Consider the following 14,499-nt stretch of genomic DNA (forward strand, 5'->3'; position numbering starts at 1 on the left):
AGAAAGCATCTTAGGAAGTAAGGTTTTCGAGGTCCTCCAGATCTTGCGTCGGCGCTTGGCAGGCAAAATTCTGGCATACGTAAGCTGTAGCTTGCCCACCAAGCGGCAGCTTGTCTTGAACAAGCGGAATAAGCTTGCGCACTTCTTCGCCAGCCTCACCTGGCGGATGAAGAATCAGCAGCGTATTCGGCAGATATTGCCGCTGCACCGTGCGCAGCATCTGCTGCGCCTGCGGCTTCGCCGGGTCGCCGGCGATGACGATTTCGCTGGCTTCGCCGTAAGCGAAATCCAGCGCGGCCAGCGTCAGCGCATAGCCCGGCGGGTAAGCGGCAACAGCTCCGGCGAACGCCTGGAGCTGGACATCGGCTGCCTGCGACAGCTTCGCGTCGTAGGTCAGCCTGGATAGCCGCAGCAGGTTCAGCGCGGCGGCCCCGTTCCCCGACGGCATCGCGCCGTCGTAGATCTCTTTGGGGCGGGTGAGCAGCTGCTCGGCATCGCTGCCGTAGAAGAAGAGCCCGCCCTTCTCTTCGTCGCCGAAGAGGCGGAGCATCTCGGCGTTCAGCTGGACCGCTTCACGGAGGTAGCGCAGCTCGAACGTGGTTTCGTACAGCTCGAGCAAGCCCCATACGAGGAATGCGTAATCGTCCACGTAGCCGAGGAAAGTAGCTTCGCCGTCGCGATAGCGGGCGAGCAAACGTCCATCCTCGCGGCGCAGCTCGCGAAGCAGGAAATCCGCGGCTTTCGCGGCAGCCTCCGCGTAAGCTGGTTTGTCCAAGGCCCGCGCAGACTTGGACAGCGCAGCAATCATCAGACCGTTCCACGAGGTCAGAATCTTATCATCCTTGCCCGGATGAATGCGCTGTTCGCGATGCGCGAACAGCTTGACGCGGGCCGCCTCAATCCGCTGCTTCAGCTCCTCTAGAGGAATCTGCTTCCGCTTCGCAAAAGACACCAAAGTCGTGTCAATAAGATTCGGGATATTACGCCCCTCATAATTCCCCGACTCCGTAATATCGTACAGCTCCGAATAAAGATCGCCTTCGTCTATTCCAAGAACGACCTCCACTTCATCCGACGTCCAGACATAGAACTTGCCTTCCTCGCCTTCGGAATCCGCATCCTCAGCGGAGTAGAAAGCTCCGCCCTCATCCGTCATATCGCGAAGCACGTAAGTGATGATCTGCTCTGCGACCTCCGCATACTTCTCTTTTCCTGTCACTTGATAAGCTTCTATGTAGGTCATAACTAGCAATGCGTTGTCATACAGCATCTTTTCAAAATGAGGAATCAACCATCTCTCATCGACGGAATACCTCGAAAATCCGAATCCGACGTGGTCGTACATCCCTCCACGATGCATAGTATCGAGCGTCTTTTCAACCATTTCAAGCGCTTTTTCCTTACCGGTTTTATAATAATACCTTAGTAGAAACGATAGATGATGAGCGGTCGGGAATTTGGGCGAGCTGCCGAAGCCACCGTTCGCTGGATCAAATGTACGCTCATACAAACGGAATGCCTCATGGAGCGTTTCCTCCGAAACCTCGCCACCCGTGCGATGCTCAAGCAGTCGACTTGTCATATCTTGCATCACCTGCTCCCCTACCTCACGAATGCGTTCCGGGTCTTCCTTCCACTTCGCTGCCATCTGGGCTATGATCTCTACCAATCCAGCTCGGTTATACTTCCGACTGCGCGGGAAGTACGTTCCTGCGAAGAAAGGCTTCTTCTCCGGCGTCAGGAACACCGTCAGCGGCCAGCCGCCTCGGCCTGTCATCGCCTGGCATACCGCCATGTAGATGTGGTCGACATCCGGCCGTTCTTCACGATCAACTTTGATGGAGATGAAATCCTTGTTCAGCATATCTGCTACGGTTTGGTCTTCGAAGGATTCGTGTGCCATGACGTGGCACCAATGACAAGTTCTCCAGATATCCAACGTCAGCTATACCCAATAGATAAAAAGACTGGCTTATTATCGCGTTTGGCGATTTCAAAAGCCTCGTCTGACCAAGGAAACCAGTCTACCGAATTGTATTGATGTTGCAGCAAATACGGCGACTTTTCCTTGGCTAATCTATTGGGTTTGTTGTTCGTTGTCATGGGGCATCACCTCCCTTGGTTTTTGGGATATTTTTGTTTGAGTTTAACATGCTCTGAAAAAAGAAAAACGTTCTAAAATTCGACTCAGAAAGATTTTTTCCTTTTTCTGGAACATGCATCCACGTATGAAAAGCGGATAGGCTTGCATTGCAACAATCCATTAGAGACACGAGGATAAAAAATACTCTTTTATATGTGGTGTACGCTCCAGAACCTTAATAGCTTAAGCTAATTTGTCTTAGCGGACTGTCTGGAGCAATAAGCAGCTTAATAAGGAAATTTTGGTTTTTATTTACATATTCAAAAGAAGAAGAAGGCTCTGTGAAGTCCGCTCCTGCCGCATATCCGATAGCATAGTCCTTCCAGCTTGAATATGATTTTCTAACATCCCGTACACTGACAGTCACCATTCTCCATTTATCCTCTTCCGTTAAATATCCGAGTTCATATCCCGCGCAGCAAGCATATACGCACCAAGAATGATCGTATGCGGCTATGCCTTCCACTGGCAAGCGTGTCAAATAATGATTGGAGACAATCAGCTTTGCTCTTCTTGGATCCCCGTCAGGCAGAGATTGTATATATTCAGCGCGTTCCGATATTGAAAGTCCTGAGAGCAGCATACTACTGTCACGAAACTCTTTTCTGTGCCCAGTTTGAAAGTACCAGTCCAACTTCACTTTTAGCATTTCGGCATCATCGATTTCCCATTTGTACAGCAATTGACGCAACCGACTTTTATTTTCGTATATTTGGCGCATATTTTTGGCAAAAGGATAAGGATTATGCCCTTTCAAGCAAAAAGACGAAAGTGCATGAATATATAAAGTTAATTGTTGGCGAGCTTCGAAATTGTAATAATCCATACTGAAACAAAGACAACTCCTTTCTACTTGCTCCATAAATACTAAAATAGTTTTGCAAGCTGAAATAACAGCTCTTTAATTTTTGCAAATAACGACAGTAACGGAGGCTGAGCACTCAGTTGGAGTTCCATCTCATCTGTAGGCTCTAATTCCTCCGATTGCCCAAAGCTCTTTAGCTTAACTGTGGACCGCTCGAAATCCGCAAGATAAACAAGTGCTTCGATATCGTTCGAATGGATGTCCAATATCCGATGATAGCTTTCTCTAGCTTGGTTTAATTGTCCCAACTTGATATAACATGAAGGCGAAGCAAATCCGGATCACTGGGAAACACTTCACAGGCTTTATTCAGCATTTCTTCCGCAGTCTGCAAATCATGGTCTTTGAGCGCTCTCAACGCCATTACCCGGTAATGCAGAAAGGCATCGTAATCAATGTTTCCTGCATCTGCAAGGAACGAATACCGCAAGCTTGTCGCATATTGCTGATCCTCCAGTGCATAAATAAACACATTAGGATACCGTTTGGAAAACAAATCCCGATCCTCTAGCGCTTTCTCCTTCCAACGAAAACTGCCTTCGAGCAGTTGCCATACCGATCTTGGCAAATAAGGATGACTTTCCAAAAAATTGAGCATTCGTTCGTAAACGGAACGTTGAAGATTTACATTCCACATGACATCGTCATTCATTAGTTCCAACCAACAATCTGTATCGATTCGTGATATGAAAGTGTGGTATATCATTTTGACCTTACCCATAAACTCATTTAATTGATGTTCAGGACTGCGAGGTACATGATCCTGCTCTGGCAGGATCATAATGCGGTTAGAAACAGACACATGCTGACTTTCCTGCTGATGATCAACTTCTTGCAATACGATCCGCGGTGAAACGGATACACGCTGATCTTCCTGCTGCTCATCTTCTTCCTCCGAAACAATACGGTTGACTGATCGGTTACTCTGCTGTTTTGCCTGCCTAAGAGCTTGATCATAAGCTTCCCGCAACCGTTGATAACCCTCCGGGTCATCTTCAGGGTGATGGAGCTTCAACTGCTTCGCGTAAGCTCTCTTAATGACGGAACTGTCACCACTGGGATCAATTCCCAGCGTATTCCAAATATGCATGAATAGTTATCAGTCCTTTTACGTAGCTAGATTTCTGTTTTTTTAATGCCCCATGTATGCCCACTTCGGAATTGTATTTTCAAAGATGATTTAAGCCATTCTTTTTTTTGGCATTAATAAGGGAAGTAGCGCAGCTCAAATCATACCAGAGATTACATCCATTTTACAAAAAAGCATTAATAAAAGTAATATAATATTCCTCATTAACAAAGTATGATTACTTTGTGCTAATTACTCCCTGCCACCAATGACAACGACTATTCCCACAGCTTAAAAAAATGACTTATTCTCAAGCTCCGCTTTCTCAAAAACCGCTACCTCCTTCAATACTCAGGTCTAGTATCGAAAACTCCCACCAATGAGTCAAATATCCATCAAATCACCTATCCCTGAAACTCAATCATATTGTTCATGTTTCAATGACATCCTTCATTTCATAGCAGCATTCGTTCGCCCTATAATAAAACTGAAATGAACAACTACCCTAAAGCGGGCTGTAACAAAGTTATATATTTGCGGAGGTCGGTTAAGATGGTTAAGAAACTTAAAGCGGCAATTATTGGTTGCGGCGGCATTGCATTCGAGAAGCATTTCCCTGCGCTTGCCAAATTGAATGAGCTGGAAAAGGTCGCCTTCTGCGATATCATTGTCGATAAAGCAGAAAGAGCTGCGGAAAAACATGGTGCAATTGGCGCAAAATCGTATTACGATTATAGAGAGATCCTTAAGGATGACACTATCGATGTGATCTATGTATGTACGCCAAACGACTCACATGCCGAGATTTCTATTGCGGCAATGGAGTCCGGCAAGCATGTCATGTGCGAGAAACCGATGGCCAAGAATGCAGCTGAGGCGCAAGCCATGTTGGAAGCCGCTCGACGGACCGGCAAAAAGCTCTCGATTGCTTACCAGAATAACTTCCGGCCGGACAGCCGTTATTTGCAGCAAATTTGCGATAATGGCGAGCTTGGCGACATTTATTTTGCCAAAGCTCATGCCATCCGCAGACGTGGGGTTCCCACCTGGGGCGTTTTTCTGGACCAAGAGAAACAAGGCGGTGGCCCGCTCATCGATATCGGCAGCCATGCACTGGATTTAACCTTGCGTATGATGAACAATTATGCTCCGAAATGTGTCCTGGGATCAACTTTCAACAAGCTTAGCCGCAAAGAAAATGCAGCAAACTTCTGGGGACCATGGGATCCTGAAAAGTTTACTGTAGAAGATTCAGCTTTCGGTTTTATTACCATGCAGAATGGAGCGACCGTTATACTCGAATCCAGCTGGGCCCTCAACTCACTTGACACTCTTGAGGCAAAAACGACGCTTTGCGGTACAGAGGGAGGAGCGGATATGCGTGATGGGCTTCGCATTAACGGCGAAAGGCTGGGCAGAATGTACGCAACCACCACCGATATGAGCGTAGGCGGAGTTGACTTTTTTGAAGGCAGCGAAGAAAGCCCAAGCGATCTGGAAGCTCGGATGTGGCTCGATTGCATACTTCATGATACGGAACCGTTGGTAAAACCTGAGCAAGCGCTAGTTGTCACGCAAATATTGGAAGCTATTTATGAATCTTCGAGGACTGGGAAAGCGATTTATTTCGATTAACCTAATGGAATTTGACAAGGAGGGTGAGCAAATGAATCTGGTTAATAAGTTGAATGAGGAAGATTGGCATTCTTGGACACCTCGTGCAGAGCTCTCCCCTGATTTCCATATCAAAGAGCACGAAAAAGGTAAAGAGCTTCAAATAAAAGGTAAAGGGCACAGCGGGTGCTATGGAAGCTGGCATAGCAGACTAATTCAAGTTGAAGAAAATCGTAAATATGAATTAGGCGCAGAATATGAAATAACAGATGTAGCGAATGAACAGGTCAGCATATATGCGATTGTGACTTGGTTGGATGAAAAAGGAGCGTTAATTCAACGAGATTTTATCGATCATCTAGCATTGTTAAATGATGGAATTCGCAGGCTTAGTAGAACGATCGATTCACCATTGCAGGCTGCGATGGTAAGGCTTGAGCTTTCCTTTCGCTGGAGTGCTAATGGGATGGTTACATGGAGAAATATATCTATAGTGGAATGCGGTAAACTGGATGAACGACTTGTTCGCGTGGCTACCACCTATATAAAACCGACAGAGGATTTTGCTACAAATCTTGGTTTAATGTTGGAGGTAATCGATAAATCCGGCAGCAGCAACCCCGATATCATCTGTTTGACAGAAACCTTCTATGAAGCCTCTGTTAAGCTTCCTATGGTGGAGAAATGTCAGCCCATACCAGGTACACTTACGAATGAGCTTGCGATTAAAGCCGCAGCGTATAATAGCTACATTTTATTTACCATGTATGAGCGAGAAGATGAGCATATTTATAATACTGCAGTGTTGATCGGACGAGATGGCGGGATCGCAGGGAAATATCGCAAAATCCATTTGCCGCTTTACGAAGCAGAATCCGGAGTCATGTCAGGAACTGGACATGGTATTTTCGATACAGATTTTGGGCGTATAGGAGTGATGATCTGCTACGATCAAGAGTTTCCAGAATCTGCGCGAATTCTAGCCCTTTCGGGTGCAGAAGTGATTTTCATACCGACGATTGGCAATGAACTGCTGCAAACAAAAGCTCGCGCAAGAGATAATGGATTGCATGTCGTTGTTTCAGGCTGCAATGGTCCCGCTTCAAGTCGAATCATTGACCCTATGGGTGACATCATTGGGCATGTAGCTGACGAAGCAACAGGTGTGTTCACGGCCGATATTCGATTGGACGAGCGGCGTTACACTTACTGGCTCTCTATTGGAGACGGCAATGGAGAATCTCGCAGTTTATTCAAGAAAGAACGTAGAACGGATGAGTATCACGCTTTGCTGAATTCAAACTAACTAATCTTACAATAGTTAAACCTCCTCATCCTGAGTTTATTTCAAGGAGAAGGAGGTTTTTGTGTTCCCACGATCAAATTTGGAGCGGGATTCGGATTTCGACTGTTGTCCCCTCTCCCCATGTACTTCGATAAGTTAAACCATACGAACTCCCAAAGTGTTGCTTCAACCTTTCGTTGACGTTTCTAATCCCGAATCCATGCAAATCTTCCGTTTGTTCATCTGGATCATTGTGTTGAAAAATCCGCTCAATTTGCTCTTCCGTCATGCCAACTCCGTCATCCTCGATATACATAACAAGATGGTCATTCTCCAGCTTTCCGCTTATTTTAATGGTGCCGGTGCTCCCTGATTTTTTATAAATGCCGTGCATAATCGAATTCTCAACGAGAGGATGCAACGTGATTTTAGGAATTCTATACGAATGAATGCTGGCTACATCCAATTCCAATTGCACGCAATTTTCAAACCGATAATTTTGAATTTGCAAGTAGGTTTGGATATGCATAACTTCATCGCGAATCGTCACAATGTCTGCACCTTTTCTTAAACTTAGTTTATAGAACCGCGACAAGGAATAAATCAAAGATTCGATATCCGGACAATTATATTTGATTGCCATCCAATTAATTAAATCCAGCGTATTGTAAAGAAAGTGCGGATTAATCTGAGCCTGTAAGGTCTTGAACTCTGCTTGAACCAATTTAAGCTCTGCTTCCTTAACCTCCTGCCCGCTCTTGTATTGTTCTTCGATTAATTCATTTATTTTTTTTATCATAAAATTAAAATTGACTGCCAGCTCACCGATTTCGTCTCTGCTATCCTTTGGAATGGTTACGGACAAATCACCCTTTTGAACCCGCCTCATAGTATCAACTAGATTGTAAATCCGTTTGGTGCTTGAAGCAGAAATGAAATAAGCCAACAGGTAAGCTAACGCTCCCATTACAAGCAGTAATATAATCAACGAATTTCTTTCGTGGCTGCTTGAAGTAAGGATTTCCTTTAAGGGAACGACCGATACAATCCGCAAATCCGTTTTCTCAATATTTTTATAACCCACAAAAGCCATTTCATCGTTAATCTTTATTTTCTGCCAATCTCCTTCGTGCAAAGTATTCGAATATTTTTCTGGAACCCTCCAATTTGCTGTTATGGCCAAGGATGTGCTGGACTGAATGATACCTTCGTTGTTTTCGATGTATACAATTCCTGTTTCTGTTAGATCAGCAGCCTTTTTAAGCATGCTATGAATATCACTCTCCAGGATATCAATGCTCAAAATAGCTATATTTTTAGTATAGTCATTTGGTTTTTTCACAAGACGCAAAGCTGACAAAACCCTTTCCTTGATCGTCTTCCCGGAAGAATCTATCGTTACAGATGTCGTAGGGTACCACAAAATATTGACTGACTTGTTTAGCAAGTCTTCATACCACTTCTTATCGTACGCTGTTTCCAAGCTGAAAAAGTTTTGTCCATCACCGGAATACATGAGATTGTCAGGGATAAACAGACGGATATGGAAGACATCCGCATTTCGCTGCAAATAGGTAAATAACCTGCTCAAATACGTATAATCATTGATTTGATGGGGGATTTCTTCATTGGGTACAATCATTTTATTGAAGGCTCGGGTAGCTTCGGCATCAAGAATGATTAAATCAGACATATTCTTGGCATTCTCCACTCTGGATGAAAAAGAAAAGACGGCTTGATCGAACGATTGTTTAACAGAAAACATCGTATTGTTCTGGATCGTTTGCGCAATTTTGTGGTATGCGATCAAAGAAAAAATCAACAACGGTATGATAATTAATACAAAATAGGTAATAAATAATTTCTTTTTAATTTTTTGATCCAATATATACTTCAATACGACGTTTTTTATGCTAAATGTCATAAGAAATGCCTTTCTCTGAATTCCGAAGGATTCATTCCCGTCAATTTTTTGAAGGTTTTAGCAAAATGATTAGGACTAAGATAGCCTACCCGATGTGAGATTTCCAATAGCTTTATTTTTTCTTCCTTCAAAAGCCCCTTGGCTTTTTCAATTCTCACTTCGGTAATGTATTGGTTGATCGTTTTCCCCGTTTTGTTTTTAAAGATCTTGCATATATAGGTCGGCGTCAAATACATATTGTTGGCTATAGCAGCAATCGTTAAGCTTTCTTCAGCAAAGTGTTCACTGATATACTGCATGATTTGATAAATATTCTCTCCGATATTGTCCATCGTTTTCATTTTCTCGAATACAAAATTAATCCGCTCCAACAAATACACTTCAATTTCCGTTAAGGTCGGGATTCTCGTGATCATTTCCCATAAGAAATCTTTCTTATGTTCATCCTCAATAATCGTAATATTGAACTCTTCAGCAAATTTATTTAATCCCACAAGCATATTGAAATAGACATTTTTAATTGAATTCACGAGCAGATTTGTATTTCTTCTGAAATCATCATTTAAACTTCTTATGTAAACCTTGGCTTTTTCCTGCTCATGTTCTTTGATATAGTCCAGAAACTTGTTGCTCAAAGATTCATCTAATTCATACACACTTTCACATTCTTCCTCATACATGACAATCCGGTTATGGCCGATAAAAAACTGCTTTTGGAGAGCGATAGCTGCAGTGAAATAAGATTCTTGAACATCCGAAATCGTATGTACTTTCTTTCCCAACGCGATAAATAAATTGGTTTTCAAACCGACAATATGTTCAATACTCATCTTAAGCTGCTCTAATAAACTCGCTGAAAAAAATAGATGGCGGATACTTTGCCCATAAAAATGAACTAAAATATGGTTTGTATGCTTAAAACCCGCTAAATGCTTGATCTGCGGGTCTGCAAAGATGGTATCAACTGATTTTATTATTTGATCCTTATGCTTCTGCTGTATCTCTATCTGACTATCCGATTCGATATCCAGCTTAATTAAGGTGGTCACAAAATCCCCGGTTAACGGCATATCCAGCTGTAAAGTAGCAAAGTACATCTTAATTTCATCTGGCAGCACTTGCCCGTTAGTCATTTCCAGAACGAGCTTCTCCTTAAACACACTGCTGCTTCTTTCAAACCTTACCCTCATGTCCACGTCATCTGCTCTTTTTCGCTTTTCTACAACAATAGCTTGGACAGCATCCTTAATTGCACTTTTCACTTCTTCCCGGTTAACCGGCTTTTCAAGATAATGAAGTGCTTTTAGATGAATAGCCGATTTTAGGTATTCCTTGTCTGCATATGCACTCAAAAACAGGATTGTACATTGCGGTAAAATATCCCTAAGTTTGCCTGCAAGTTCAATCCCATCCATATCTGGCATCCTTATATCACTTAAGATGATATCGGGCTGCAAACGCTCAGCGATTTCCAACGCTTCAAAGCCATCCCCAGCGATCTCAACGACATCAACACCAAGATCATGCCAAGGGATATACTGGAGCAAACCTTCCCTTGTTATCTTCTCATCATCAACAATAACAAGTTTTATCACAGTCAAACGCCCCTTATTCTACTAATTTGTACCCATTGTAACATAGGCCAACACTTGGAGTAATACGAGATTAAGGCTATCCCTCAAGATATGCCTACTCTTGGGGATAACCTCGTTCTCCGCGCGCAATTTGGTTCTATGACAAGTCCTACTTCGTTACGGTGATGTCTGCGGAAAGAATCGCATTTGCTGGTGCTGTGATGTTCGGTACGGAGGTCAACGTGTACGTCGTTCCCGCAGGACCGTTGAAGCTGAGCACATTGCCTTCCTTCGTGACTGTACCCAATTGTGCCACGCCGTCATGCTCGATTCTCCAAAAGCCCGGCTCTAGATCCGTTACGATGAATTGCGATTCATTGGAACCGCTATAGACGGCAAACGTTACTGTTCCTGACTGTCTCTTGCCCGACTTGCTGAAAAGGACAGCTTTATCGGCTAGCTGTACGCCGACAAGCGCCGGGGCATCTAGCTTCTGTACAGGTAGCGGCTGTTTGTCACCATCCATGACTTGCAGCACGTTCAGGAACAAGTCTTCCTTCTCCGCCGTTCCCGGCGAAAGCTGAATACGCCACGCGCCTGGTTCTTCGGTATTATTCGGGTTTGTAGGCGTTATCGGATAGTTGGTTCCGAATACATCGAATTCGTGCCCAGGACCGCCGACTTTTTGGATAACGGCATTGGATGCTTGGGGAAGCAGCGTTTGATTGACAAGCTTGCCGCTGTCACCCTTATCTGTTCGCCTGATCGTCGACGTTTTCGTAGCTTCGTCTATAATGGGCTCCTCGATGCTGTGCAGCAACCAATACTTCTTGAAATTCGGATCGGAGGAGACAACACGGTCAAAGACGATCATTGCCGCTGGATTTGTCGAATCCTTCAAATTTAGGAACATCATAGAACGTTGGTACTGTTCCATCTTGGAGGTGTAAGCAGACGATAGATCGCCCTTAATGTAGCTGTAGTCAGGCGTAATCGGATCTGGGCCGAATGCATGCCCTTGCACTTCCCCAAACTTGTAGTTGCTGCCGAACACATCCTGAAGCGTCTGTGCATCGTTTCCGCTGCGAGTCGGGCCTGTATCGAGCCAGCGCTGCCCGCCGTCATTGCCGGTTGGGCGTTCGTTCGGGTCGTAGACCAGCATCGAATTATGAGCGATTGTGCGCTTGTTGTAATATTGATCGTGCGGGCCAAAATAACTACTGGCTACTCCGTTTGTCATACCAGAGTAGATACCTGAATCGATCGCAAGACCTCCCTTATAATAAATCTGGAAGCTGCCGAAATCCATATGCTCATGATTGCCGAAGCGACGGTTGCCGATCTTCATCTCGGCGACAACGCTGGATGATTGGTGTGTGGTCGTGGATACATCGTCCCATCCTGATCTTGCAATCATCGACGCTTCCGGATCGTTAAAGTAATGTGTTAGTGGAAGATCGTTTGGCGGTTTGGCCTGCGAAGCCGTGTTCCCGTCCAGTAACAGAATTTCGTAGATCGGCATCTCATTCGGCGTATATGTTTCCATAAATTCGTTCTTGATATAGGGATCATTAAAAAGAGCAGCAGCAAGCATCGCGAGCGGTTGGTAGTGCCATACCGTGTTCAGCGGGGTGTATACGGGATTAAATTCGTCACCATCCCGCAGCATCTGTCCATCCGGTCTGCGTGCGTAGATTTGCTTGTAAATGACCTTGCTCTGCTTGATGGAAAAGGGGCTGGGTAGTCCCATCTTGGTGAAAATCGCCGTTGCCCACAATTCTGTGCTGTAGCGGGTAGCTCCGTAAGAACCACCCTGATGATGGGAATCAGAGCCGTAGAAATAATCACGTACCGGTACAGCTTTGTTAAGAAACTCGGGAACTACCCGATTATAAATATTCGGATATTCATCATAAACGGCAATAGCTGCGCTTAGCAAATGACGGAACAACTGGTCTTCGCCACCATGCCCCGTACCGAGAGCGAAATCAAAAACTTTAGTGCCAGAATCGTAATAATGCATCTCCAGATCCGCTGCGAAGCGCAGGATGGCATCCTTAAAATGTATCTTCTGCTCATTCGTGAGCAATGGATAACACCAGTCGTATACAAGTGCAACCATTTCCAAGAGCTGGCCGGTATTATTATTGTAATCCCTTGGTACATATTGCGCGGTATCCACAATATTCATAGCCATATTCACGGCTTTCTGGCCTTGCGCAAGATTGTGCTCCCTGTCGAGCATATAGGCAAAGGCATTGGCATTCACCTGCGAAAGCAAACTAGCTATGATATTGCTTTGGCCAGCAGGAGCTGGCGGCAATGCTCCCCCGCCCATACCAAGATCGACAAGTTTCCAATTCGTGTTGTCCTTGGATACCAAAATGTCGAACAGATAGACGCGGCTGGTGTCATAGTTAAAGATGATATCGAGTGATTGAATGAATGTCTTAGAGCCCATGTCAAGGGTAAAGGTTCCCATAAGGTCAAAGTTGCAGTATAAAGTATTCACATCCTTATCGATTGCCTTGTCTGCAGCAAATTCACTTGAGTTCGAGCATTTGGCACTGCTAGTCGCGCCTTGTACAGGTACCTCTTCCCGTCCTCCTCCTGAACCATTCTTGAAGACTTCGATTTCTCTGATCGCTAGCGCATTTGATCCTGTACTTCCGCGACTAACAAGACGTACATAGCGAGCTTCCTCTACTGAAGGGAATGTAAACGTTTGCATTTGATTTGCTGTTAATGTCAGATTGCTTCGCGATGTGTAGCCTTGCGTGTCTCGCAGATTTTGTAAATTTGCAAAAAGAGGCTGGAAGAACGGCATCGATTGCTTGGCCCGAATCCCTGGAATATCCCCACTTTGGACAAATAGTCTAGGGTGACCGACACTGGGCTTGGGTATGGTTGCAGCCGTATAAATAGGAGGCTCGATTGGAATCTGTACATCGGCATCTAAGACTGGACCGTCGTAGACATACACCGGCTCCCGTGTCGTTACGTAACCAGACTTTTCTACTTTAACAAAATAACGATCGGATGGCGCGACAGCTGGGAACGAATAGCTCCCATTCTCGTTAGTCGTCACACTGGCCGTCAACTCCATGGTCGCTTCATGATCGGTTTCCTTAAATAAGCTGATCTTCGCACCTTGGAGAGGTTGCCCGTATACTAGCTCCGTTACCGTTCCAGAAACGGGACGTGGCGGGAAAGCAGGATCGGGCACCATCTGAATATTGAGGGGTGTACTGGATCCATCGACGACAAGGACAGAGAACGTTTGTGCGGCGAATCCGTTTCGTAAGGCTCGGAGGACGTACGAGCCTGGCGCCATGTTCGACAACGTGTACGAGCCGTCTTTACCGCTTACACTACTAGCGATAAGATGGGTAAAAGCTGTATCCGATCCATCATACAGGTTCAAATTTACCAAAGGTAAGGGAGTTCCTAAGCCTATCTCGGTAACCTTGCCTGTCAAAACTGGCAATTTCTCTACTTTCACGTCGTCAAAATATACTTTTCCCGTCTGTGTTAAACCGCTGATTAGGCGCACCCTGACGGAAGCCGTATTTGCGGGAGCCTGCAGTGAAACTGTCATCTCGCTCCATTTGCCTGGCCCTCCGGATACCGCTACCCTAGTATCCTTAATAGACTGGCCTGATTTATTGTCAAAAGCAAGCACGAGAACACCATATGCATTCGTCTCGTAATACGCACTAACGGTGACTTTGTACGACTCGCCTTCTACCGCAGGGATGGGTAAGGAATTTACGCCGTAATACCCATCGATTTTCGTATCGTTCAGAACGAGGCTGTTGACGCCCGAATGGACCGGGGATGTAGCGATTATTGCCGGATTGTCGGGCCAAAGTTGCTGCCAACCTGTGAGACCATTTTCAAAACCAGGATTACTAACAGTCACTGGAACCGATGCTTCGGCAGACGGAACAGCCATTATTGGAACTATACCGGCTGCAAGAATGAAAATGAGTAACCACTTTACCATTTTGGACATTTTTAGCCTC

The 14,499-nt window shown here is 45.1% G+C and carries 9 protein-coding genes; 2 read left to right on the forward strand and 7 right to left on the reverse strand.

Annotation, left to right across the window (positions count from 1 at the left end):
• Window positions 1–10: 10 nt before the first annotated feature.
• The 4 genes from IEY34_RS20120 to IEY34_RS20135 form a co-directional block, all read right to left on the reverse strand.
• Window positions 11–1,903, reverse strand: a complete 1,893-nt coding sequence (locus IEY34_RS20120; RefSeq protein WP_189014457.1) for a thioredoxin domain-containing protein — start codon at window positions 1,901–1,903, stop codon at window positions 11–13.
• Between the two features lie 38 nt (window positions 1,904–1,941).
• Complete coding sequence (locus IEY34_RS37570) at window positions 1,942–2,103, reverse strand: DUF255 domain-containing protein (protein ID WP_189014472.1); 162 nt, start codon at window positions 2,101–2,103, stop codon at window positions 1,942–1,944.
• A 215-nt stretch (window positions 2,104–2,318) separates the two neighbouring features.
• On the reverse strand, window positions 2,319–2,969 hold the full coding sequence (locus tag IEY34_RS20130; RefSeq protein WP_189014474.1) for a DUF1266 domain-containing protein: 651 nt from the start codon (window positions 2,967–2,969) through the stop codon (window positions 2,319–2,321).
• Window positions 2,970–3,243: 274 nt separating this feature from the next.
• On the reverse strand, window positions 3,244–4,098 hold the full coding sequence (locus IEY34_RS20135) for a J domain-containing protein (RefSeq protein ID WP_189014476.1): 855 nt from the start codon (window positions 4,096–4,098) through the stop codon (window positions 3,244–3,246).
• Window positions 4,099–4,629: 531 nt separating this feature from the next.
• On the opposite strand from IEY34_RS20135, the gene IEY34_RS20140 reads away from it, so the two are divergent.
• Window positions 4,630–5,712, forward strand: a complete 1,083-nt coding sequence (locus IEY34_RS20140) for a Gfo/Idh/MocA family protein (RefSeq protein ID WP_189014478.1) — start codon at window positions 4,630–4,632, stop codon at window positions 5,710–5,712.
• A 31-nt stretch (window positions 5,713–5,743) separates the two neighbouring features.
• Window positions 5,744–6,997 (forward strand): carbon-nitrogen hydrolase family protein, encoded by a 1,254-nt coding sequence (locus tag IEY34_RS20145; RefSeq protein ID WP_189014480.1) that lies wholly within the window; start codon window positions 5,744–5,746, stop codon window positions 6,995–6,997.
• A gap of 73 nt (window positions 6,998–7,070) precedes the next feature.
• Here the strand turns inward: IEY34_RS20145 and IEY34_RS20150 are convergent, their stop codons facing one another.
• From IEY34_RS20150 to hepB, 3 genes are all read right to left on the reverse strand, one after another.
• On the reverse strand, window positions 7,071–8,900 hold the full coding sequence (locus IEY34_RS20150; RefSeq protein ID WP_189014482.1) for a sensor histidine kinase: 1,830 nt from the start codon (window positions 8,898–8,900) through the stop codon (window positions 7,071–7,073).
• Entirely contained in the window at window positions 8,897–10,495 is a 1,599-nt protein-coding gene (locus IEY34_RS20155; RefSeq protein ID WP_189014484.1) for a response regulator transcription factor, read from the reverse strand. The genes IEY34_RS20150 and IEY34_RS20155 overlap by 4 nt, the downstream gene beginning before the upstream one ends.
• Before the next feature lie 148 nt (window positions 10,496–10,643).
• Window positions 10,644–14,489, reverse strand: a complete 3,846-nt coding sequence (gene hepB / locus IEY34_RS20160) for a heparin/heparin-sulfate lyase HepB (RefSeq protein ID WP_189014486.1) — start codon at window positions 14,487–14,489, stop codon at window positions 10,644–10,646.
• Between the last annotated feature and the right edge of the window lie 10 nt (window positions 14,490–14,499).

The sequence above is a fragment of the Paenibacillus marchantiophytorum genome, assembly GCF_014640555.1.
GTDB lineage: Bacteria > Bacillota > Bacilli > Paenibacillales > NBRC-103111 > Paenibacillus_E > Paenibacillus_E marchantiophytorum.